Source organism: Streptomyces sp. NPDC059454 (assembly GCF_042749965.1).
GTDB lineage: Bacteria > Actinomycetota > Actinomycetes > Streptomycetales > Streptomycetaceae > Streptomyces.
The window spans coordinates 142,799-163,134 of the sequence record NZ_JBHYVC010000011.1; the positions used below are offsets into that span (position 1 = coordinate 142,799).

Annotated in this window: 17 protein-coding genes; 5 read left to right on the top strand and 12 right to left on the bottom strand. The window is 71.7% G+C overall.

What is annotated here, in order from left to right; all coding sequences use genetic code 11:
• The first annotated feature begins 305 nt into the window (after positions 1-305).
• Positions 306-536 carry a hypothetical protein gene (locus tag ACFXAE_RS11150; protein WP_384711399.1) on the top strand — a complete coding sequence of 77 codons (231 nt, stop codon included), beginning with the start codon at positions 306-308 and terminating at the stop codon, positions 534-536.
• Positions 537-686: 150 nt separating this feature from the next.
• On the opposite strand, the gene ACFXAE_RS11155 is transcribed toward ACFXAE_RS11150, so the two are convergent.
• From ACFXAE_RS11155 to ACFXAE_RS11180, 6 genes are all read right to left on the bottom strand, one after another.
• The gene (locus tag ACFXAE_RS11155; protein WP_384711403.1) at positions 687-1,520 is read right to left on the bottom strand and encodes a S1 family peptidase; all 834 of its coding nucleotides are present in this window, start codon (positions 1,518-1,520) and stop codon (positions 687-689) included.
• Positions 1,521-1,672: 152 nt separating this feature from the next.
• Entirely contained in the window at positions 1,673-3,202 is a 1,530-nt protein-coding gene (locus ACFXAE_RS11160) for an RNA polymerase sigma factor (protein WP_384711406.1), read from the bottom strand.
• Positions 3,203-3,630: 428 nt separating this feature from the next.
• A complete protein-coding gene (locus ACFXAE_RS11165) occupies positions 3,631-4,518 on the bottom strand; it encodes a FadR/GntR family transcriptional regulator (protein ID WP_384711408.1) in 888 nt (295 codons plus the stop codon).
• A 163-nt stretch (positions 4,519-4,681) separates the two neighbouring features.
• The gene (locus ACFXAE_RS11170) at positions 4,682-6,628 is read right to left on the bottom strand and encodes an ATP-binding cassette domain-containing protein (RefSeq protein ID WP_384711411.1); all 1,947 of its coding nucleotides are present in this window, start codon (positions 6,626-6,628) and stop codon (positions 4,682-4,684) included.
• Positions 6,629-6,739: 111 nt separating this feature from the next.
• Positions 6,740-7,498, bottom strand: coding sequence for an NUDIX domain-containing protein (locus ACFXAE_RS11175; RefSeq protein WP_384711414.1), 759 nt, complete (start codon positions 7,496-7,498; stop codon positions 6,740-6,742).
• A 562-nt stretch (positions 7,499-8,060) separates the two neighbouring features.
• A complete protein-coding gene (locus tag ACFXAE_RS11180; protein ID WP_384711417.1) occupies positions 8,061-9,689 on the bottom strand; it encodes a DUF4192 family protein in 1,629 nt (542 codons plus the stop codon).
• A 140-nt stretch (positions 9,690-9,829) separates the two neighbouring features.
• Between ACFXAE_RS11180 and ACFXAE_RS11185 the strand changes: the two genes are divergently transcribed.
• Positions 9,830-11,995, top strand: coding sequence for a RecQ family ATP-dependent DNA helicase (locus ACFXAE_RS11185; RefSeq protein WP_384711420.1), 2,166 nt, complete (start codon positions 9,830-9,832; stop codon positions 11,993-11,995).
• Between the two features lie 213 nt (positions 11,996-12,208).
• Complete coding sequence (locus ACFXAE_RS11190; protein ID WP_384711423.1) at positions 12,209-12,823, top strand: hypothetical protein; 615 nt, start codon at positions 12,209-12,211, stop codon at positions 12,821-12,823.
• Between the two features lie 228 nt (positions 12,824-13,051).
• Here the strand turns inward: ACFXAE_RS11190 and ACFXAE_RS11195 are convergent, their stop codons facing one another.
• The 3 genes from ACFXAE_RS11195 to ACFXAE_RS11205 form a co-directional block, all read right to left on the bottom strand.
• Positions 13,052-13,651 (bottom strand): hypothetical protein, encoded by a 600-nt coding sequence (locus tag ACFXAE_RS11195; RefSeq protein WP_384711426.1) that lies wholly within the window; start codon positions 13,649-13,651, stop codon positions 13,052-13,054.
• A gap of 67 nt (positions 13,652-13,718) precedes the next feature.
• On the bottom strand, positions 13,719-14,420 hold the full coding sequence (locus ACFXAE_RS11200; RefSeq protein WP_384711429.1) for a ribonuclease HII: 702 nt from the start codon (positions 14,418-14,420) through the stop codon (positions 13,719-13,721).
• 81 nt (positions 14,421-14,501) lie between these two features.
• A complete protein-coding gene (locus ACFXAE_RS11205) occupies positions 14,502-15,125 on the bottom strand; it encodes a TetR/AcrR family transcriptional regulator (RefSeq protein ID WP_384711462.1) in 624 nt (207 codons plus the stop codon).
• A gap of 183 nt (positions 15,126-15,308) precedes the next feature.
• Between ACFXAE_RS11205 and ACFXAE_RS11210 the strand changes: the two genes are divergently transcribed.
• On the top strand, positions 15,309-16,856 hold the full coding sequence (locus ACFXAE_RS11210; protein WP_384711432.1) for an MFS transporter: 1,548 nt from the start codon (positions 15,309-15,311) through the stop codon (positions 16,854-16,856).
• Positions 16,857-17,158: 302 nt separating this feature from the next.
• On the opposite strand, the gene ACFXAE_RS11215 is transcribed toward ACFXAE_RS11210, so the two are convergent.
• The 3 genes from ACFXAE_RS11215 to ACFXAE_RS11225 all read right to left on the bottom strand — a co-directional run bounded on the left by ACFXAE_RS11215 (position 17,159) and on the right by ACFXAE_RS11225 (position 19,482).
• The gene (locus ACFXAE_RS11215) at positions 17,159-18,067 is read right to left on the bottom strand and encodes an ADP-ribosylglycohydrolase family protein (protein WP_384711435.1); all 909 of its coding nucleotides are present in this window, start codon (positions 18,065-18,067) and stop codon (positions 17,159-17,161) included.
• Between the two features lie 31 nt (positions 18,068-18,098).
• Positions 18,099-18,758: a histidine phosphatase family protein gene (locus tag ACFXAE_RS11220; RefSeq protein WP_384711438.1), complete on the bottom strand. Its 660-nt coding sequence runs from the start codon at positions 18,756-18,758 to the stop codon at positions 18,099-18,101.
• Positions 18,759-18,876: 118 nt separating this feature from the next.
• Positions 18,877-19,482, bottom strand: a complete 606-nt coding sequence (locus ACFXAE_RS11225) for a YdbC family protein (RefSeq protein WP_384711441.1) — start codon at positions 19,480-19,482, stop codon at positions 18,877-18,879.
• Positions 19,483-19,639: 157 nt separating this feature from the next.
• Here ACFXAE_RS11225 and ACFXAE_RS11230 point away from each other — a divergent pair, with 157 nt between their 5' ends.
• Complete coding sequence (locus ACFXAE_RS11230) at positions 19,640-20,173, top strand: TerD family protein (RefSeq protein ID WP_384711444.1); 534 nt, start codon at positions 19,640-19,642, stop codon at positions 20,171-20,173.
• Positions 20,174-20,336 lie beyond the last annotated feature (163 nt).

The window sequence follows — 20,336 nt, forward strand, 5'->3', positions numbered from 1 at the left end:
TCGCATGCGTGTTCGATCCCTCGATGGAGTGAAGCACACATCACGTTCCCTTCGAGGCATGAACCATTTAGGCTCCGGGCACGTCCTCATGAACAACCGGCAAGCCAGCCGGGAGGGCCGACCACCGATACGAACGCGAATCCGTACGACACATCAGACACGCACTACGGCACATTCGCCGCCAACCGGCAACAGCCACCCACCTCGGAAAGTTTTTTCGAGGAAAAGCCACGAGCGGGAACGTTTTGGGGCTGGTTGGATGTTGACCCTGGTACGACAGCTCGTCGAGCTAGAGAAGAGGCGACGTGACTACTGTTCTGACCCCCGCGAGCCCGCTGACGGCCGCCGATCGCTGCGACCGCTGCGGCGCCCAGGCATACCTGCGCGTCGTCCTGCTGAGCGGCGGAGAACTGCTCTTCTGCGCCCACCACGGCCGCAAGTTCGAGCCGGAACTCAAGAAGATCGCCGCTGAGATACAGGACGAGACGGAGCGGCTGACCGCCCCTCCGGCGCCCGCTCCCGACGAGGAGCGCTGACAGAGCGCCGATACCTCGCATCCGACGACGAGCAGCCCGGCACAGGCCGGTGAGCGGGCGGCCGTCTCCATCCAGGAGGCGGCCGCCCGTCTCATGCCCGCGTGCCAGGGACCGCTCAGCGGCCCGCCGGCGGTGCTCTTACGGCCGTTCTCAGCCCTGCGGCCACCCAAGGGTCCGCAGGATGTCGGAGACGCGCGTGTACACCCCCGGACTGCCCGCCCAGCCGCACCCCGTCCCCCAGGACACGAGGCCTATCAGCCGCCCCTGAGCCACCAGCGGCCCTCCGCTGTCCCCCTGACAGGCGTCCCGGCCCCCCTGCACCTCTCCCGCGCACAGCATCGTCCCCGCGCGGTAGGCACCCTCGGAACCGCCCGGATACGCCCTCTCGCACAGCGCGTCGGGCTGCACCCGCACGCGTGCCGCATGCAGGCTGCCGGCATAGGACCCGGACCCCGTGGTGTCCCCCCACCCGTAGACGGTGGCCGTGGTACCCGCCCGGTACGCGGGGTCACCGGTCCCGGCCATGGTTATCACCGAGCTCGAGGGCAGCGGCTCGGCCAGCCTGAGCACGGCGTAGTCGCCGGAGTTGGTGACGCCGTCGTAGCCCGGGTTCACCCAGGTGCCGCGTACGGCGATCTCCCGACCGCGGTCCGAGAGCAGTTCCGTACGCCCCGTGATCACCCTGAGATCGCCCACGCGCTCCGGGGACGCCCCCAGCACCTCCTCGTCCATGCAGTGGGCCGCGGTGAGCACGGTGGTCCGGCCGACCGCCACACCCCCGCAGAACTGTCCCGCTCGCGTACCTCCGAACCGGTCACGGCTGGAGAGCGCCACTGTCCACGGCCCCTCCGAGACATCGACGGGGAAGCCACCGACCACGATGCTGTCGGCGGCCGCCGGAACGGCCGAGGCCAGCGGTATGACGGACGCGGCGGCCGCGAGGGCCAGCGGCCGGGCCAGGGCCCGGGCAAGACGACGTCGCATGCACGCTCCTCACACTGGGGTGATCCTGGAACACCCACAGTGATGGACCTCACCCGAGCCCGCACCCGCGCGGCGACGCGAAGGCCCGGCTCCCGAGGACGGGAACCGGGCCTGAGGCAGGCCGCCACGACGCTGCGCCGTGGCGGGCGGACCTAGTCGAGGTAGTCGCGCAGCACCTGGGAGCGCGACGGGTGGCGCAGCTTCGACATGGTCTTGGACTCGATCTGGCGGATGCGCTCGCGTGTGACGCCGTACACCTTGCCGATCTCGTCGAGGGTCTTCGGCTGACCGTCGGTGAGACCGAAGCGCATGGAGACGACGCCCGCCTCGCGCTCGGACAGGGTGTCCAGGACGGAGTGCAGCTGCTCCTGCAGCAGCGTGAAACTGACCGCGTCGGCCGGAACGACCGCCTCGGAGTCCTCGATGAGGTCACCGAACTCGCTGTCGCCGTCCTCGCCCAGCGGGGTGTGCAGGGAGATGGGCTCACGGCCGTACTTCTGGACCTCGATGACCTTCTCCGGGGTCATGTCGAGCTCCTTGGCCAGCTCCTCCGGGGTGGGCTCACGGCCCAGGTCCTGGAGCATCTGGCGCTGCACGCGCGCGAGCTTGTTGATGACCTCGACCATGTGCACCGGGATACGGATGGTGCGCGCCTGGTCGGCCATCGCGCGGGTGATCGCCTGGCGGATCCACCAGGTGGCGTACGTGGAGAACTTGTAGCCCTTGGTGTAGTCGAACTTCTCCACCGCGCGGATCAGACCGAGGTTGCCCTCCTGGATGAGGTCCAGGAAGAGCATGCCGCGGCCGGTGTAGCGCTTGGCCAGGGAGACCACCAGGCGGAGGTTGGCCTCCAGCAGGTGGTTCTTGGCGCGGCGGCCGTCCTCGGCGATGATCTCCAGCTCGCGCTTGAGCTTGGGCGCCAGCTTGTCGGAGTTGGCCAGCTTGTCCTCGGCGAACAGACCCGCCTCGATGCGCTTGGCGAGCTCGACCTCCTGCTCGGCGTTGAGCAGGGGGACCTTGCCGATCTGCTTGAGGTAGTCCTTGACCGGGTCGGCGGTGGCACCGGCGGCGGCGACCTGCTGGGCGGGCGCGTCGTCCTCGTCCTCGTCGGAGAGCACGAAACCGGCGCTCTCGGCGCCCTCGGGCTCCTCCGCGGCCTTGGTGTCCTCGAGGACTTCCTCGTCGCCCAGCTCGGCGTCGTCCTTCTTGGCCGTGGTCTTCTTGGCGGCCGTCTTCTTGACCGTGGTCTTCTTGGCGGCCGCCTTCTTCGCGGTCGTCTTCTTGGCAGCCGCCTTCTTGGCGGGCGCCTCCTCCTCGGCGGCGGGGTCGGCGGCGGGCGCCGCCGGAGTCGCGGTGGCGGTGGCCTTCCGTGCGGTCACCGTCTTGGCGGCGACCGTCTTGGTGGCGGTGCGCTTGGCGGGACTCTTCGCTGCGACGCTCTTGCGGGTGCGCTTGGGCTCTGCGGCACTGACCATCAGCGTCACACCCTCTTCCTCGAGGATCTGGTTGAGGCTGCGCAGTACGTTCTTCCACTGAGTGGCCGGAATCTGGTCAGCTTCGAAGGCCCGACGCACGTCATCGCCGGCGATCTGCCCCTCAGCCTTTCCCCGCTCGATGAGCGCCATGACAGAGACGGACTCGGCGATCTCCGGCGGGAGCGTACGGGATGTGCTGGCCGACACGAACAACCTCTCGGAACGTTGGAAAACGGCTTCCGGCCCCGTCCACAGTGGACAGGAGCCGACCGCCGGCTTGGGGATGGGCCGACGGCGCGGGCGAGGGCCGGGGAAGACGCACAGCGCCATGAACGGCGTCCGTATTCCCTCCGCGGCTGTCACCTCTTAGGTCATCGCGTTCTTCCCAGGAGCGTTACGCCCAATCCGCGTGGCCCGAGTCACACCCCATAAATGCACAGAATCGATCGAATGATCACGAAAGCGTTCACTCAGGGGCGAGGAGGTCACCTCTCCGAGTGTGCCACGCCGTTCTGGGCGTCGGACCCTGCGGGATCGTCGACGATCCCGCAGGGTCCGACGGGGGACGGCTCATCGGTGGGGCACTGCCACAGGAGGGGGATGGCATGCCGGACCGCGCCGTCCGCGGAACGCGGTCAGTGCTCGCGCGGGGCGGGCACCACGCGTTCCACCTCTGGATGGACCGTGAGAAGTTGACGCATGGCCGCCTCGGCCGCCGCGCCGTCGCCGTCGGCGAGGGCGTCGACGATCCGGCCGTGCTGCGCCAGGGAGGTCTCGTTCGGCCGCTCACAGCCCGTGACCGGGCCGCCCGAGACCTGCAGCGCGGCGGACACGATCCCGGAGAGGTGCTCCAGCATCCGGTTGCCGGCGATCTGAATGAGCAGGGAGTGGAACTCGGCGTCGGCGCGGGCGAAGGTCAGGGCGTCGCCCTGACTCATGGCGTGACCCATGATCTCGACCATGTCGGTCAGCCGCTGCTGGACGTCCTCCCGTCCGTGGCCGGCCGCCAGACAGGCGGCGAGCGGCTCGAACGTCCAGCGGAGCTCACTGAGCTCACGGCGCTGGTCGTCGCGCTGCGGCCCGAAGGCCCGCCACTCGATGATGTCCGGATCGAGGAGGTTCCAGTCACTGACGGGGCGCACACGCGTGCCGACGTTCGGCCGGGCGCTGACCAGGCCCTTGGCCTCCAGGACGCGGAGCGACTCACGGACGACGGTACGGGAGACCTCGAAGCGCTGGCCGATCTCCTCCGGCACCAGCGGGCGGTCGGCGCCCAGGTCCCCGGAAACGATCATCTGACCCAACTGCTGGACGAGTTGGCCGTGCAGCCCGCGGCCGCGGCTGCCCGCGGCCCGCCGGCCCATACGACCCAGCTCCGGATCCGCGCCGTCCCAGGCAGGGACCCCCACGCGGTTGACGGCGGGCGCCTCGGCGTAGGGGTAGCGGTCGAGTTCGCCCGGGCTCGCGAGGCCGGAGTCTGCGGAGCGGGCGGCGGTCATCATGGTGTGCGCAAGGGTACTCACGCATCCTTTGTCGGCTCCGCTTCCAACTCCCTTGAGGTCTTTGGTGAAAAGCACACGAAAGGGTGATCGCTCACCCCGTCGCAATTGACGTCTTATCGAAAAGAAATGGACTTTTTGCGAGGAGTTGCGAGCAAGGGCGGGCTGATGTGTTCCTGGACGGTCGTTATCGGACTCTGCTCCGCAGGCCGGTGAGCACGTACGCGCACAGCAGCGCCGCCAGCGACAACGTCAGCGCGCCGCCGACGGGTTGGGCGATCAGGCGCAGGACCGCGTCCAGATGGCGTTCGCCCCCGAAGGGCCAGCGGAGCGGTCCACCGTCCCGCAGCCGCGAGGCGAGCGATACCGGGGTGCGCGCCGCCGGCCCTTCCGTCACCTTGTGCACGAGCGGCACGACGAGAAGGGGTACGGCGACGACGACGGCGAGACCGGCGGTGGTGGACCGGAACACTCCGGCGGCCAGCACGCCGGCGCAGGCGCACCCGGTCACGAGGCCGAGCCAACCCGCACTCAGCGGCAGCCAGTCGGCGGGGACCTCGACGGCCTCCCGTCCGTAGACGAGGTGGAGCAGTTCGGCATCGCACCCGACGGTCAGGACGGCCAGCACCACCGCGGCGGCCGAGGCCACGAGGAGTTTGGCGGTCAGCAGCCCCAGCCGCCGGGGCACGGTGCCGCGGTCCGCCGCCAGCGCGGGGTGGCGGAATTCGTCGCCGAAGGCCAGCGCGCCGAGCAGTCCCGCGCCGAGCGCCGCGGGCGGCAGCGGCAGTTCCCTCGGCCACGCGGCCAGCAGGCGCGGCTGCGGGGTGTGCCCGACCCGCGCCAGCAGTACGGCGGTGAGCGCGGACACGACGAGCACGGCCGCCCCGACGAGGAACCCCGTGCCGACACTCGTGGCGCGGCGGATCTCATAGCGCAGCGGCCGAAGGGGCCTGGGGGCGGGACGGACGGAGACGGGAGGGGGGAACCCGGCACCGGCGTCGCGCGCGCGAGCGGCCCGGCGCGAGCGGGCTCCGGGGGCCGGGTGGGCGTCCTCGGCGACGGGTGCGTCCGGCGCCTTCCGCGGCGGGGACACGCATCCGGGAGAGCCTTCGTCGGCCGGGGCGCCGGGGTGGTGGTCCGGATCGCGTGCCGTGTCGTCCTCGGGCGGGGGTGCGCCGGGTTCCGGCCGCACGGGTTCCCCGGCAGCACCGGCCGGGGGCGCCTTCTCGTCCGCCGCCGGTTCGGCCGCCCCGGCGCCGGGCCCCATGTCTCCGACCTCGTCCGCCAGTTGATGGACGACGATGCCGTGCCGGAACGCGATCTCGCCGACGTCCGCACAGGTACTGCCGTAGACACAGAGGCGGTTGCCGCCCTCGTGCACGGCCTCCACGGACCGCCGGGTGGCACGGGCCTCCTGTGCGAGCAGGGCGGAGAGGCGGGCGGCGTGCGGGCTGCGTACGGCGACGCGGGGGCGCAGCCGGGTCCGTGAGAAGTCCGCCGCCGACTGGTCGGCGACGAGTCTTCCCCGTTCCAGGGTGACCACGTGGTCCGCGATCCGCGCGGCCTCCTTCGGGTCGGCCGTCGTGCACAGCACCGTGCCGCCCTGGGCCGCGTATGCCCGGAGTGTGCCGTACAGCCAGCGGTTCTCAGCAGCCGACAGCCCTCGCGCGGGCTCGTCGAGCACGAGTGTGTGCGGGTCCGGCAGCAGTGCGCAGGCCAGTCCCAGGCGGCGATCCATGCCGCGCGACAGGGTGCCCAGGCGTTCGTCGCGCAGGCTCACGAGCCCTGCCGCCTCGAGGACTTCGTCGGCCCGGCGGGCAGGGACGCCCGCGGCGGCGCACAGCATGCGCAGGTGCCCCCGGACGGTGCGGGCGGGGTGGCCCGGCACATCGCCGAGCAGCACGCCGACTTCGCGGGAGGGATGGGGGATGCGGTGCAGCGGGCGGCCTCTGAAGCAGGTGATACCACGGCCGCGTTGGAGTTCGAGCATGAGCCGGAGCGCCGTTGTCTTGCCGGCGCCCGGTGCTCCGAGCAGCGCGGTGACGCGGCCCGCGTGCGCCTCGAAGGAGACGTCGTCGACGGCGGGCGGAAGCTCTTTGCGAGGGCTGCTGGTCAGTCCGGTGGCCTGGATCACCCAATGCAAGATAGCGCGCCATATCGGGTTTTCCGGGCATCTCGCGGTCGGTCGGCGGAGGGGAAGGGCGCTACCCCTCCGGACCCGTTGGCCGGGTCCGGTCGTCCCGCGTCAGACCTCGGGGCGCAGCATCGGGGGGTTGAGCAGGGTGGCGCCGCCGGCCCGGAAGAGCTGGGCGGGCCGACCTCCCTGCCGAGTGGTCGTGCCACCGGTGGGGACCAGGAAGCCCGGCGTGCCCGTCACCTTGCGGTGGAAGTTGCGCGGGTCGAGCGCCACGCCCCAGACCGCCTCGTAGACCCTGCGCAGCTCGCCGACGGTGAACTCGGGCGGGCAGAAGGCCGTCGCCAGCGACGAGTACTCGATCTTGGAGCGGGCGCGTTCCACCCCGTCCGACAGGATCTGGGCGTGGTCGAAGGCGAGTGGCGCCACCGCCTCACCGTCCCGGCCGTAACCACCCTGCTGCAGCAACTCCTCGACGGGCGCCCAGCGCGCGTTGCTGGCGTCACCGCCGGCCCGGGGCGCGGGCAGGTCGGGGGCGAGGGCGAGGTGGGCGACGCTGACGACCCGCATCCGGGGGTCGCGCCCGGGATCGCCGTAGGTGGCGAGCTGTTCCAGGTGAGCGCCGTTGTCCTGGGCGGGGATGGCGGGGTCGTGCACTCGCAGCCCCGTCTCCTCGGCCAGTTCCCGGGCCGCCGCCTGCGCCAGATCCTCGTCGGCCCGCACAAAGCCGCCGGGGAGCGCCCAGCGCCCCTGGAACGGCGCTTCGCCCCGGCGTACCGCCAGCGCGCACAGGGCATGTCGGCGTACGGTCAGCACGACCAGGTCCACGGTGACGGCGAAAGGCGGAAAGGCTGACGGGTCGTAGGGCATGCGGCGATCATAGTCGTCTGCCTGACGATAAACACTCCCTTCGCCGGCCGTGACACCAACTGATCCACTTCGGCCCGGCGGGCCCGTCCTCCTGTTCTTCCCGCCGCCCGGCGAGGACGTGTCCCACCAGGTCGGGCTCCCGGCCGGAAGGCCGTCGGCGGGCAGGCGCAGCGGACAAGGGCCCGCGCCGCGCGGCGTGATCCGTTCCGTGCCGTCCGCGCAGCGTGTCCGCTCCACGGCCACATCCGGGTCCGAGCCGCCTTGTGGGGACACGCACGGCGTCCCCACGAAACGGGCCCGGCCGGCGGCCGCTCTCCGCGCTCGGACGGCGAACGGCGCCCGCCCGGCCACGCGGACCCGGCACCGGGAGAAGAGGACGCCGTCCCGCACGGTGGACCCCCACCAGCCCGCTGCCGGTCCGCCGGCCCTGTTCCGTCGAGACGGCAAAGCCGGGCAGGGCGACACAGATCATGGCGGTGTGCACGGACAGCTGCCCTGCCGCCTGCCCGCCACGCCTACGCAAGGCCGGCGCCGGCCCGATGAGCGCAGCTCCGCCGCTCGCTCACTCCTCCCCTTCGCCGCCCTGGCGGCCGGCCTGCGCTCTCGGCTGCGAGGTACCGCGGCGGCGCCCCACCCCGGGACCCGCCGTGCCGGGACGTGTCCCGCTCTCGTCCGCGCCGCCCGGACGCGTCCCGCCACCCGCCGCGGGGCGCGCGCTCGCCACCGACGTACGCGGATGCGGAACCCGCCGTCCCGGTCGGCCACCCTCCGTACGGACCCGGCGGGGGAGAGCGCTGCCGGTGCCGGGCGCTCGGGTGCGGCGTCGGCGGGGCGGGGGCACCGCTTCGGGGCCCGGAACCGCGGGTTCGGCAGCCGGCGGCTCACAGCCGCCCTGCTGCCGCGGCTCCGTGGCCACGGCCGACGACTCGTCCGGCGTCGCCCGCCCACGGCCCTCGCGCTCGGACCGCAGGCAGTGGCGGATCGACTCCGGGTCGAGTCCCTCGTTGCAGGCCTGGTGCAGAAGCCGGGCGAAGAGGTAGTCGGGGTCGGCGCCCAGGGCCATGGCGAGTGCTTCCCGGGCTTCCAGTTCGTCACCGGTGGACCAGGCGACCCACCCGGCGAGGGTGAGGGGTGCCGCGGCGTGTTCGCCGTACGCTCCGACGCAGCGGCGGGCCAGGGCGCGCCACAGGCGGAGGGCCGGGCCCGCCTCGTCGCCCTCCATCCACTCGGCCGCGCGGTCGCGGGTCGTGCGGTCCTGCAGGCCGAGAATCAGCGCGGCGGCCTCGTCGTGCCCGAGCAGTTCGTCGTCCCGCAGGTCCGCCGGGAGCACGCCGGGCACGGGCGGGGCGTCGGCGAGACGGCCCCGGATCCGCTCGGCCAGCCCCAGTGTCTCCTCGGCGACCTCGTGCCGGCCCTCCGCGTCGAGGATCCTGGGGATCAGCGCCAGGCCGGCGGCGTCCAGGGCGGCCTCCTGTTCCCGGGCGGCGGAGTGCTCCCACGGCTGGAGCCGGGCGCGCAGTTCGCGCAGGGTGCCGCGGACCTGGAGCCCGGCGTAGGTGGCGGCGGCGGCCAGTACCGAGGTGCCGGGCAGGCCCATCGGTGTCCCCTCGGCCGGGCAGCAGCCCTCGTCGTCGCAGCAGTACGACCAGAAGCGGCCGTCCGAGACGCACAGGGCCTCCACCACCGGGATGTCCAGGGCACCGCACTCCAGGCGCAGGGTGCGGGCGAGCGGACCCAGCCGCTCCTTGACCTGCCGGCCGGATTCGCCCCGGCCCGGTTCGTGGCAGAGGAAGACGACCATCTGCTCGGGCCGGGCACCCCGGCGCTCGCTGCCCGCCACCAGGCCGTGGGTCAGCTGCCGGGCGGCGGAGGACCAGTCGTCGGGGTTGGCGGGGATACCGAGCCGGGCGCGGCCGCCGAACCGGCCCCGTCCGTCCTTGTCGTGCAGGGCGACCAGCACGATGCTGTCCTCGGGACGGTAGCCGAGCAGGTAGGGCAGGGCATCGGCGAGCTCGGCCGGGGAGCGCAGGGTGACCTGTTGTCCGTCGCCACGACTGTCGTACGCGGTGCAGGTGACGTCCTGCGGACGCGGTGTGCGGTCTTCGTCGCCGCCGGGTGTCCGGGGACCGGTGTCACGCCCGGAGATGTCACCGTTTTCGGGGGATCCAGTGGTTTCGCCGTGATTCGTCATGCGAAGACCATCTCGCGGATTACGGCCTTCCGGTTTGCCCTGTGGATAAGTCCGATCAGGGACATGCCACCGACCGCGGGCTGCGGGGATCGCTCCCGCACGCCCGCCCGCATGTCAGTGGCGTCCTGTTGTATGGACCCATGGAGCACACGAGCAACGCGGATCTCCGCACGGCCGCCGACGCGGTTCTCGCCCGCCTCGTCGGGGACGCCTCGGGCGAGGCCCGGTTGCGCGAGGACCAGTGGCGGGCGATCGAGGCGCTGGTCGCCGACAAGCGCCGGGCCCTGGTCGTGCAGCGCACGGGCTGGGGCAAGTCCGCGGTCTACTTCGTGGCCACCTCGCTGCTGCGGGCCCGGGGCAGCGGCCCCACCGTGATCGTCTCCCCGCTGCTGGCGCTCATGCGCAACCAGGTGGAGGCCGCGGCCAGAGCCGGAATCCACGCCCGGACCATCAACTCCTCCAACAGCGAGGAATGGGACTCCGTCCAGGCGGAGATCGCCGCGGGCGACGTCGATGTGCTGCTGGTGAGTCCGGAGCGGCTGAACAACCCGGACTTCCGCGACCAGGTGCTGCCCAGGCTCTCCGCCGCGACCGGACTCCTGGTGGTCGACGAGGCGCACTGCATCTCCGACTGGGGGCACGACTTCCGTCCGGACTACCGCCGGCTGCGCACCATGCTCGCCGACCTCCCGGACGGCGTGCCCGTCCTCGCCACCACCGCCACCGCCAACGCCCGTGTCACCGCCGACGTCGCGGAACAGCTTGGCACGGGAGGCTCGTCGGACGCGCTGGTGCTGCGGGGCCCGCTGGACCGGGAGAGTCTGAGCCTGAGTGTGCTGCGCCTGCCGGACGCCGCGCACCGGATGGCCTGGCTCGCCGACCACCTGGACGAACTTCCGGGCTCGGGGATCGTCTACACGCTCACCGTGGCCGCCGCCGAGGAGGTCACCGCCTTCCTGCGGCAGCGCGGGCACACCGTCGCCTCGTACACCGGCAGGACGGAGAACGCCGACCGGCAGCAGGCCGAGGAGGACCTGCTCGCCAACAAGGTGAAGGCCCTGGTCGCCACCTCCGCGCTCGGCATGGGCTTCGACAAGCCCGATCTGGGCTTCGTGGTGCACCTCGGCTCACCCTCCTCCCCCATCTCCTACTACCAGCAGGTCGGCCGCGCCGGGCGCGGCGTCCGGCATGCCGAGGTGCTGCTGCTGCCGGGGAAGGAGGACGAGGCGATCTGGGAGTACTTCGCGTCGCTCGCCTTCCCCTCGGAGGACCTGGTGCGCCGTACGCTCGACGTCCTCGCGCGCTCCGACCGGCCCGTGTCGCTGCCGGCCCTCGAGCCGCTGGTGGAACTGCGCCGTTCCCGGCTGGAGACCATGCTCAAGGTGCTCGACGTGGACGGGGCGGTGCGGCGGGTCAAGGGCGGCTGGATCGCGACCGGGCGGCCGTGGACGTACGACGCCGAGCGGTACGCGTGGGTGGCGCGCCAGCGCAAGGCCGAACAGCAGGCGATGCGCGCGTACGCGGCGAGCACCGACTGTCGGATGGAGTTCCTGCAGCGCCAGTTGGACGACGAGGGCGCCAAGCCCTGCGGACGCTGCGACAACTGCGCGGGCGCCCGGTACACCCCCGAGGCATCCTCGGCCGCCCTCGAGGCGGCCCGTGTGGATCTCGGCCGGGCGGGCGTCGAGGTGGAGCCCCGGCGGATGTGGCCCACCGGGCTTCCGGCGATCGGCATGGATCTCAAGGGGCGCATTCCGGCGGGGGAACAGGCCGATCGGGGCATGGCGTTGGGGCGTCTTTCGGACATCGGCTGGGGCAACCGGCTGCGTCCGATGTTCACGCCGCAGGCGCCGGACGGTCCGGTGCCGGACGATGTCGCCCGGGCCGTGGTGGGTGTGCTGGCCGACTGGGCCAAGGGGACCGGCGGCTGGGCTCCGGGGGCGGTGGATCCCCGGCCCCGGCCGGTGGGGGTGGTCACTCTCGCCTCCCGCAGCCGGCCCCGGCTGATCCACTCGCTCGGGGCACGCATCGCGGAGATCGGGCGGTTGCCGCTGCTGGGATCGGTGGCCTACACGGGCGAGGCGCACTCCGCCTCCCGGAGCAACAGCGCCCAGCGCCTCAAGGCCCTCGACGGGGCGCTGACCGTGCCCGCCGACCTCGCCGCCGCGCTGGCCGAGGCGCGCGGCCCGGTCCTTCTGGTGGACGACTACACGGAGACGGGCTGGACCCTCGCGGTCGCGGCGCGCCTGCTCCGGCGGGCCGGTGCACAGGGCGTGCTGCCGCTGGTGCTGGCCGTACAGGGCTGATGGTTCGGCCCGTCCAACAGGTGGGGATATTAGCCACAGAACACCCGATACCGGGCCGCTGCCTCAATTGCTCGTTGCCGCATCCAAGTTCGACAGGAAGAATTGAAGGACGCACCCGCACGGCTCGCCCGCCGATCAGGTAGGCCTCCGTTGCGTGCGCGCTCCCCCGAATCCGACCCTGCCCGCAGTCCGGGCGTAGCCGAAGGGAGGACCGTGACCTTCGGATTCGCTCCGTCCTCGGCGGCATCGCTGTCGACGTCCGCCGCTTCCGCCAACCGTGTACTCGAACCCGCGGAATGGGCCGCCGCGGGAATCCCACTGCTGGGCAGCCCGCGGGAGGTCGTCAGCGGACTGCACGCCCGGCACCGTCCCGGTCCGGCGACCGCGGTCGTCGCCGTACTCGATCCGGACGAACGTGTGCGGGCGAGCGCGTCGTTCACCCGGCGCACCACCTCCGCGGACGGCTGGCTGCTCCGCAATGTGCTGCTGGACCAGTTGCGCCGGGTGATCCCGCACGACCTGCGCCGCCGCACCCCGGTGCGCACCGCCGTGCTGCTCTACTGCCGTGACGGCGACGCGCGCTGGACGGAGGAGGACGGTGCGTGGATGTGGGGACTGCGGGACGCCTGCACCCTGCACGGGCTGCGCTGCGGGGCGTACATCACGCTGACCCGTGACGGGTGGCAGGTCCTCGGCGAGGGACGTGGCGGCCGCCACCCCAGCGCCGGCTCGGCACCGGAACCATTCGCCACGTCCGCGGCACCGCCCCGGATACCGCGCACGGGTGGCGCCGCGTCGGAGGTCCTGCGCCGCGCGGCGGCACGCTGACGTCACGGGGACGCCGCCGGACATCCGGGCATCGCATGGTGGCGCGGGCGGGCCGCACAACGGCACGGCGCGTCCGCACGACGCCTGACCCGGCCCGGTATCGAGGCGGCGGAGACCCAAGAGCATCCACCGCTCCGGTCCCGGGCACGCCGAGTCCCCGACCGTGCGGACGTCGCCACCGCGGTGTCCGCGACCCCTCGGCGTCCGGCCGGACGCCGAGGGGTCGGCTCAGACGCCCGCGCCCCGCACCGAGTTGACGCGCTGCGGGTCGCCGCAGACGATCAGCAGGGCGTCGGCCCGGGCGCGCGCCACCGACAGGGCGGAGGCGGTCGCGGATTCCGGGCCTCCGTTGACGGCGACCACGACGACGGGCCGCGCACCGGCGCGCTCGGCGACCTCGGCGTCCGTGTAGAAGACGTCGTCACCGGCGTCGTGCTGAGCCCAGTAGGAGGCTTCGCCGAAGGACAATTCGTGGGTGGCCCACGGATGCGGGTCGCCGGTGGTGATCACCAGCACGTCGCCGGGGGCGCGGCCCGAGTCCAGCAGCAGGTCCACGGCCTCTTCGGCGGCGTCGAGCGCCCCCTGGGCCGAGGCCGGGATCAGCTGGAGCTGCGGGGTGGCCGCCGCGGGCGCGGGCGGGCCCGGAGGAACGGGCTTGGCCGCGTCGCGCGACGCGCGCTGCACCGGCGGCGCGGGCCGCGGCGGGCCGGGACGACCGGGACGCGACGGAGCCGCAGGTCGGGGACCGGGTACGGGGCGGGGGGTCGGCGCGGTGCGGGGACCCTGGGCACTCTCGTGAATCTGAGGCTCCTCGGGAATGAGAGGCATGAGCTGATTTTTATCAAACGTTGGTACGGCTCGCGCCGCCGGGTGGCACATGAGTGCGAGCGGTCCGTCAGAAGTCGAAGCCGAGCTGACCCTCGATTTCCGGAACGCGCCCTTCCGTCCAGCCGCGGACCTTCTTGAGATGCCGCCACTGGGGCAGCGCATCAAGATACGCCCACGACAACCGGTGGTACGGGGTGGGTCCCCGAACCTCCAGTGCGGCCTTGTGCACGGGCGACGGATACCCGGCGTTGTCCGCAAAACCGAAGTCTGCATGGTCGACGCCCAGTTCGGCCATCATTTTGTCGCGCTGGACCTTGGCGATCACCGAAGCCGCCGCGACGGCCACGCACGACTGGTCGCCCTTGATGACCGTACGGACCTTCCAGGGCGTGCCGAGATAGTCGTGCTTGCCGTCGAGGATCACCGCGTCCGGCCGGACCGGCAGCTCCCCCAGCGCACGCCCCGCCGCCAGCCTCAGCGCGGCCGTCATCCCCAGGGCGTCGATCTCCTCGGGGGAGGCGTGTCCCAGGGCGTATGAGGTCACCCAGCTCCGCAGTGTCTCGGCGAGCTCGGTGCGCCGCCTGACGGTGAGGAGCTTGGAGTCGGTGAGACCCTCCGGGGGCCGGCGCAGTCCGGTGATCGCCGCGCAGACGGTGACAGGGCCGGCCCACGCGCCGCGTCCCACCTCGTCGACACCTGCAACGATCTTCGCCCCGGTCGCGGCGCGCAGAGAGCGCTCGACGGTGTGAGTAGGTGGTTCGTACGGCATGGCGCCCTTAGCGTACGCCGCCCGCGAGGGCCCGCGACACCCCGGTCCCCGAGCGGCGCCGGCGGCTCGCGGAAACCGCGGTCAGGAGCCGTCCGGCCGCAGCAGCGGAACCATCAACTGGTCGATCATCTCCTCCAGATCGATGTCCGGCCATTCACTGCCGCACACCTTCGAGCGATACATCATCATCGCCGGAATGGCGTCGAAGACATATCCGTTCGCCGCGTCGGCACGCACCTCTCCCCGCTCCATTCCGCGTTCGATCACGTCGCGCAGCATTTTGATGGTGGGTTCCACGACCCCGTCGAAGATGACGGCGTGGAAGCGCTCGGCCTGAAGCGTGTCACATTCGTGAATGACCGAGCGCAGAGCAGACCCCGACTGGGAGAACATCGCGTCGCGCGCCCTCAGGCACAGGTGCAGCAGATCCTCGCGTACGCCGCCCAGGTCCGGTGCCGCGTCGAAATGCGGCAGCCCGGCCCGCAGCGCGTCCGCGACCAGATCCTCCTTTGACGGCCAGCGCCGGTAGACGGCGGCCTTCCCTGTCTGGGCGGCCGCTGCGACGCCCTCCATCGTCAGGCCGTTCCAGCCGACCGTACTGAGCTGCTCCAGGGCGGCATCGAGGATCGCGCGTTCCAGCACGGCACCACGGCGGCGGGAGGCGGCCGTCCGATCCTGGGCGGCCACCCAGCTCGAAGAAACCATCTGACTCTCCAACGAGCAGAAGAAGCGGGCATTCGGGGATGAAGCACGTAACGCGCGGCGACCGAGGGGGACGCGCCGAGCGACAACACATTAAGTGAACGCTTGCGTTCACTGTCGGGGACTCATACGGTTGACGCAACAGTGAACGCGAGCGTTCACTGACGCACTCGTGGGGGACCCATAGTGACAACCTCTCCTTTGACTCAGAACCAGAAGCCAGGTGCGGCCCGCCGGGACGGACGTCCCGGCATCGCGCTCACCGTCATCGCGGCCTGCCAACTCATGGTGGTGCTCGACTCGACGATCGTGAACATCGCGCTGCCGCACATCCAGAACGCTCTCGAGTTCAGCACCACCGACCTCACCTGGGTGATCAGCGCCTATACCCTGACCTTCGGCGGCCTGCTGCTGCTCGGCGGCCGGGCCGGCGACATCCTCGGCCGCCGCCGTGTCTTCATGACCGGCATCCTGCTGTTCACCTTCGCCTCTCTGCTCGGCGGGTTCGCCCAGGAGCCGTGGCAGTTGCTGGCCGCGCGCGTCCTGCAGGGCGTGGGCGGCGCCATCGCCTCGCCCACCTCGCTGGCGCTCATCACCACCACGTTCCCGGAAGGCCCCGAGCGCAATCGCGCCTTCGGCATCTTCGCCGCGGTCTCCGCGGGCGGCGGCGCCATCGGCCTGCTCGCGGGCGGCATGCTCACCGAGTGGCTCGACTGGCGGTGGGTGCTCTTCGTCAATGTGCCGATCGGCCTGCTGATAGCCGTACTCACACCGATGTACATCAACGAGTCCGAGCGGCACACCGGCCGTTTCGACATCGCGGGCGCGGTGACCTCGACGGCCGGTATGGCCTCCCTCGTCTACGGCTTCATCCGCGCGGCGGAGGAAGGCTGGCGGGACGGGCTGACCATCGGCTCCTTCGTGGCCGCCGTGGTCCTGCTGGTGGCCTTCGCGCTGATCGAGTCCCGGGCCAAGGAGCCGATCACCCCGCTGCGGATGTTCACCGACCGCAACCGCGCGGGCACCTACGTGATCATGCTCAGCCTGGCCGCGGCGATGTTCGGCATGTTCTTCTACATCGTCCTCTTCGTGCAGAACGTGCTGGAATACAGCCCGATCGAGGCCGGTCTCGCCTTCCTGCCGGTGACGGTCGTGATCGCGCTCGGGGCCGGTCTGTCCCAGCGGTTCCTTCCCGTGTTCGGCCCCAAGCCGTTCATGCTCGTCGGGTCGGCGCTCGCCGCGATCGGGCTGGCCTGGCAGACGCTGATCAGCTCCGACAGCTCGTACGTCAGCGGCATCCTCGGCCCCATGCTGGTCTTCGGCTTCGGTATGGGACTGAACTTCGTGACGCTGACGCTCACCGCGGTCTCCGGGGTGGCCCAGCACGAGGCAGGCGCCGCGTCCGGGCTGCTCAACGCGACTCAGCAGGTGGGCGGGTCGGTGGGACTGGCCCTCCTGACGACGGTGTTCGGCACGGCCGGCAAGGACGAGGCGGAGAAGCAGCTCCCGGGCTTCCTCGCCGAAGGGACGCCGGAGCAGAAGGCGGAGTTCGCCCAGACGCACCAGCTGCCCGCTCCCTGGGGCCACGAGGTGCTCACCGAGGGCATCTCCACCGCCTTCATCCCGGCTGCCGCGATGGCCGTACTCGCCCTGGCCACCGCATGGTTCGTCATCCGGGTCCGCAAGAGCGACCTGGAGGCGCTGTCCGGCTCGGCCGGACCGGGCATGGGCTGAAGAGGGGACACCGCGGGTCCGGCCCGGCAGCTCGTCGGCCGATGTCTTCGGACCCGGCCGGCGAACGCCGGGCCGGCCCGCACTCATCAGGGCGAGCACGGCCCCGGGCAACGCTTTCACGATCACCAACACGGCCCCTCCTCCGCACCGCTCCCGCGCAACAGACGCATCTACACGTGTCAGACCCCATGTCTCACACAGCGGATGTCTCGACAACGGGCAGCCGGTCACGGAGAGTTCCCGGGATGTACAGAGAGTTCCGAACCCCGCCCGCGGACCGAGGCGGCGGCCGGCCCCCGCCCTCAGACCGCGGTCCGCATCCAGTCCGGCAAGGGCTCGACCCGGTCGGCCCACTCGGCGGGCGGTGCCCCCGCCTTCTCGGCGGCGACCACGCCGCCCACGATCGCACAGGTCGTGTCGACGTCCCCGCCCACCTGAGCGGTCGTCCAGAACGCCCGCTCGTAGTCGCCCAGGGCCCGGGCCGCCGACCAGAGCGCGAAGGGCACGGTGTCATGAGCCGTCGTACGCCGCCCGCAGCCGAGCACGGCCGCGACGGTGGCCGCGTCGCCGTAGTCGAGCATGTCCCGGGCCCGGCGCAGCCCCGCGCCGACCGCGCTCCTCGCGGGCACCAGCGCGATGACCCCGTCGAGGAGGGCGTCCGAGCCGGGCGGCCCGCCGGGCGCGGCGACCAGCGCGGCCGCCGCCGCGACGGCCATGGCACCGACCACGGCCTCACGATGCTGGTGCGTGGGGTAGGCGGAGATCTCGGCCTGATGGGTGGCCTGTTCCGGGTCGTCCGCGTACCAGGCCCCCAATGGGGCGATCCGCATCGCGGCGCCATTGCCCCACGACCCCTGCCCGTCGAAGAGCGCGGCGGCGAGTTCCCGCCAGTCGCCGCCCTCGCGGACCAGCCGCAGCAACCGGTTGACCGCCGGCCCGTAACCCCGGTCGAAGTCGTGGTGCGTGGCGAAGGACCTCGCGAGGGCGTCCTGGTCGATCCGGTGGTGTGCGGCCAGGACGGAGACGACGGAGCACGCCATCTCTGTGTCGTCCGTCCACTGCCAGGGTGCCGGAGGCAGTTCGCGGCGCTTGAGCAGCGGGTAGTTCACCGGCACGAAGAACTGGGAGCCGAGCGCGTCCCCCACGGACACGCCGCGCAGGCTGGCCAGGGCGCGGTCCAGGCGCCCGGCGGAAGAGGAATCAGCGGTCATCGCCCTGCCACTCTATCCGGTGCCCCTCCGTCTATCCGGTGATCCCGTAGGGTTCCGGATCCCGCCAGCGCCCGAAGGGCCGGTCGAGGGCGTACTTGCCGTTCTCCCCCAGAACGAGCACGCGCATCTCGGCGTTCCCCGGGTTCGACAGCGACTCGAATTCCGCCACGGTCCAGTGGAACCACCGCATGCAGAACAGCCGCATGGCCAGACCGTGGGTGACGATCAGGACGTTCGGGGGGTGGTCGGGGGCCTCGAAGCTGCGGAACAGGCTCTCCAGGAAGCCGCCGACCCGGTCGTAGACGTCGGCTCCGGACTCCCCCTGGGCGAACCGGTAGAAGAAGTGCCCGTAGGCGTCCCGGTATGCCTTCTGCAGACGCACGTCCTCACGGTCCTGCCAGTTGCCCCAGTCCTGCTCGCGCAGCCTCGGCTCCTCGCGCACGCGTATCCGCTCCGGGTCGAGCCGGAAGGCGCTCAGCGTCTGGTGCGTGCGGCGGTAGGGGGAGACGTAGACGCTGACGCGCTCACGGCCGAAGAGTTCCCGCAACCGCTCACCCGTCTCCGCCGCCTGCGACGTGCCCCGCTCGGTCAGGGCCAGGGCGTGATCGGGTTCGCGCTCATAAACGGAGTCATCAACATTGCCCGTTGATTCACCGTGTCGGACAAGGACGATGCGCCGTGGTCGTGCCATGCCAAGACCCTAGATCGGGTGACGGCCGGACAAGCACCCGTGCGGGCCCCATACGGCGTAGGTCACACACATCCCGCACCCCGCGCCACGCCGGCGCGCACCGTTCCGCGTCCGGACATCAGACCGTCCAGGCCGATTCCATCTCCACGATGTCCCCCGCGAGGGCCGCGATGTCGGCCTCCGTCTGCGCCCGCAGGGCGAGGCGCTCCACCCGCTCGGTGCGGTACTTGCCGTGCTCGGCGGCCGACCGCCACATCGACAGCACCAGGAACTCGTGCCCGGGCGCCTCTCCGAACAGACCCCGGACCATACCGGGCGAGCCGGCCATGGCCGGGTTCCAGACCTTCTCCTGCATCAGCACGAAGTGCTCCGACCGCTCCTCGTGCACGCGGCACAGCGCCACCCTGAGCAGGTCGGCGTCCGTGAAACGCGGTTCGAACCCGGTCTTCACGTCGAAGCGGTGGTCGAAGAGCCTGACCTGGGCGTCCTTGAACGTGCCCGACTGGGCCGAGGCGAGCCGGTCGTGGGAGCGGGCCATGAACGAGTCGTAGAAGGCGCGGCTCTCCCAGAAGGAGAAGATGTGCGCCACGTCCGGCCGCCCCCGGCTCCAGCCTCCGCCCTGCCCGCGAAACCCCGGCTCCCCCAGAAGCCCCGCCCATTTACGCTGCCCCCGCTCGAACCCGCGGCGGTCCACCACGGTGCAGCGAATCCACTTGACCAGCACCGCGCCATCGTAAGGCCAGGGAGCGTGGCGTCGGTCACCCTCGGAGTGACTGCTTACCGGCGTCCGCCACCACGCGCGTGGCAGGATGGGCAACCTGTCGGGAAGGCCCGACAGTTGGGGTGAGCGGGCAGGACGGTCACGGGGAAGGGGAAGACTGGTGAACGGCCTCAACAAGGGCATCCGCAAGGTCGAGATCTCGCTGAGGTGGGACCCGAGTCCGTCGGGGCAGCCCTCCACCGACCTGGATCTCGTCGCCGCGCCCTATCCGGCGGACGCCCCGCACGGCGATCCCGCCTACGTGGTGCACTTCGACAGTCGCTCTCCTGACGGCACCATCACGCTCAACCGGGACAGCAAGGACGGCAAGGGCTTCGGCTACGACGAGGTCATGACGCTGGAGCTGGACCGGCTCGACCAGCGGTACGCGCGCGTGGTGGTCGGCGTCGTCATACAGCAGCACCAGGGACGGCGGACGTTCTCCGGAGTGGGCAACCCCGGTCTGCGCATCCGCGAGGGCTACACCGTGCTGGCCGAGGACGACTTCGGCGGTGTCCTCGGAGCCACGGCGGCGACGGTCGCGGAGTTCGTCCGGGAGGGATCAGGCCCCTGGGAGTTCCGTCCCGGCGTCCAGGGGTTCGAGGGCGACCCGGCGGTCTTCTCCCGCGCGATGGGAGCCTCGCGCCGGACGTGACAGCCCGGAAACCGGGTACTACGCGGCGGAACCCTGGCGCGACACAGCGGAACGCCGAGGGCGGTGGGGGGGGGAGTTAGGCACCCCCCCCCCCGGTGGGTGAAAGAAACCCCCGCCCCGCCCCGGCGCGGGAAGGTGGGGAACACAAAATACAGGGGGGGGC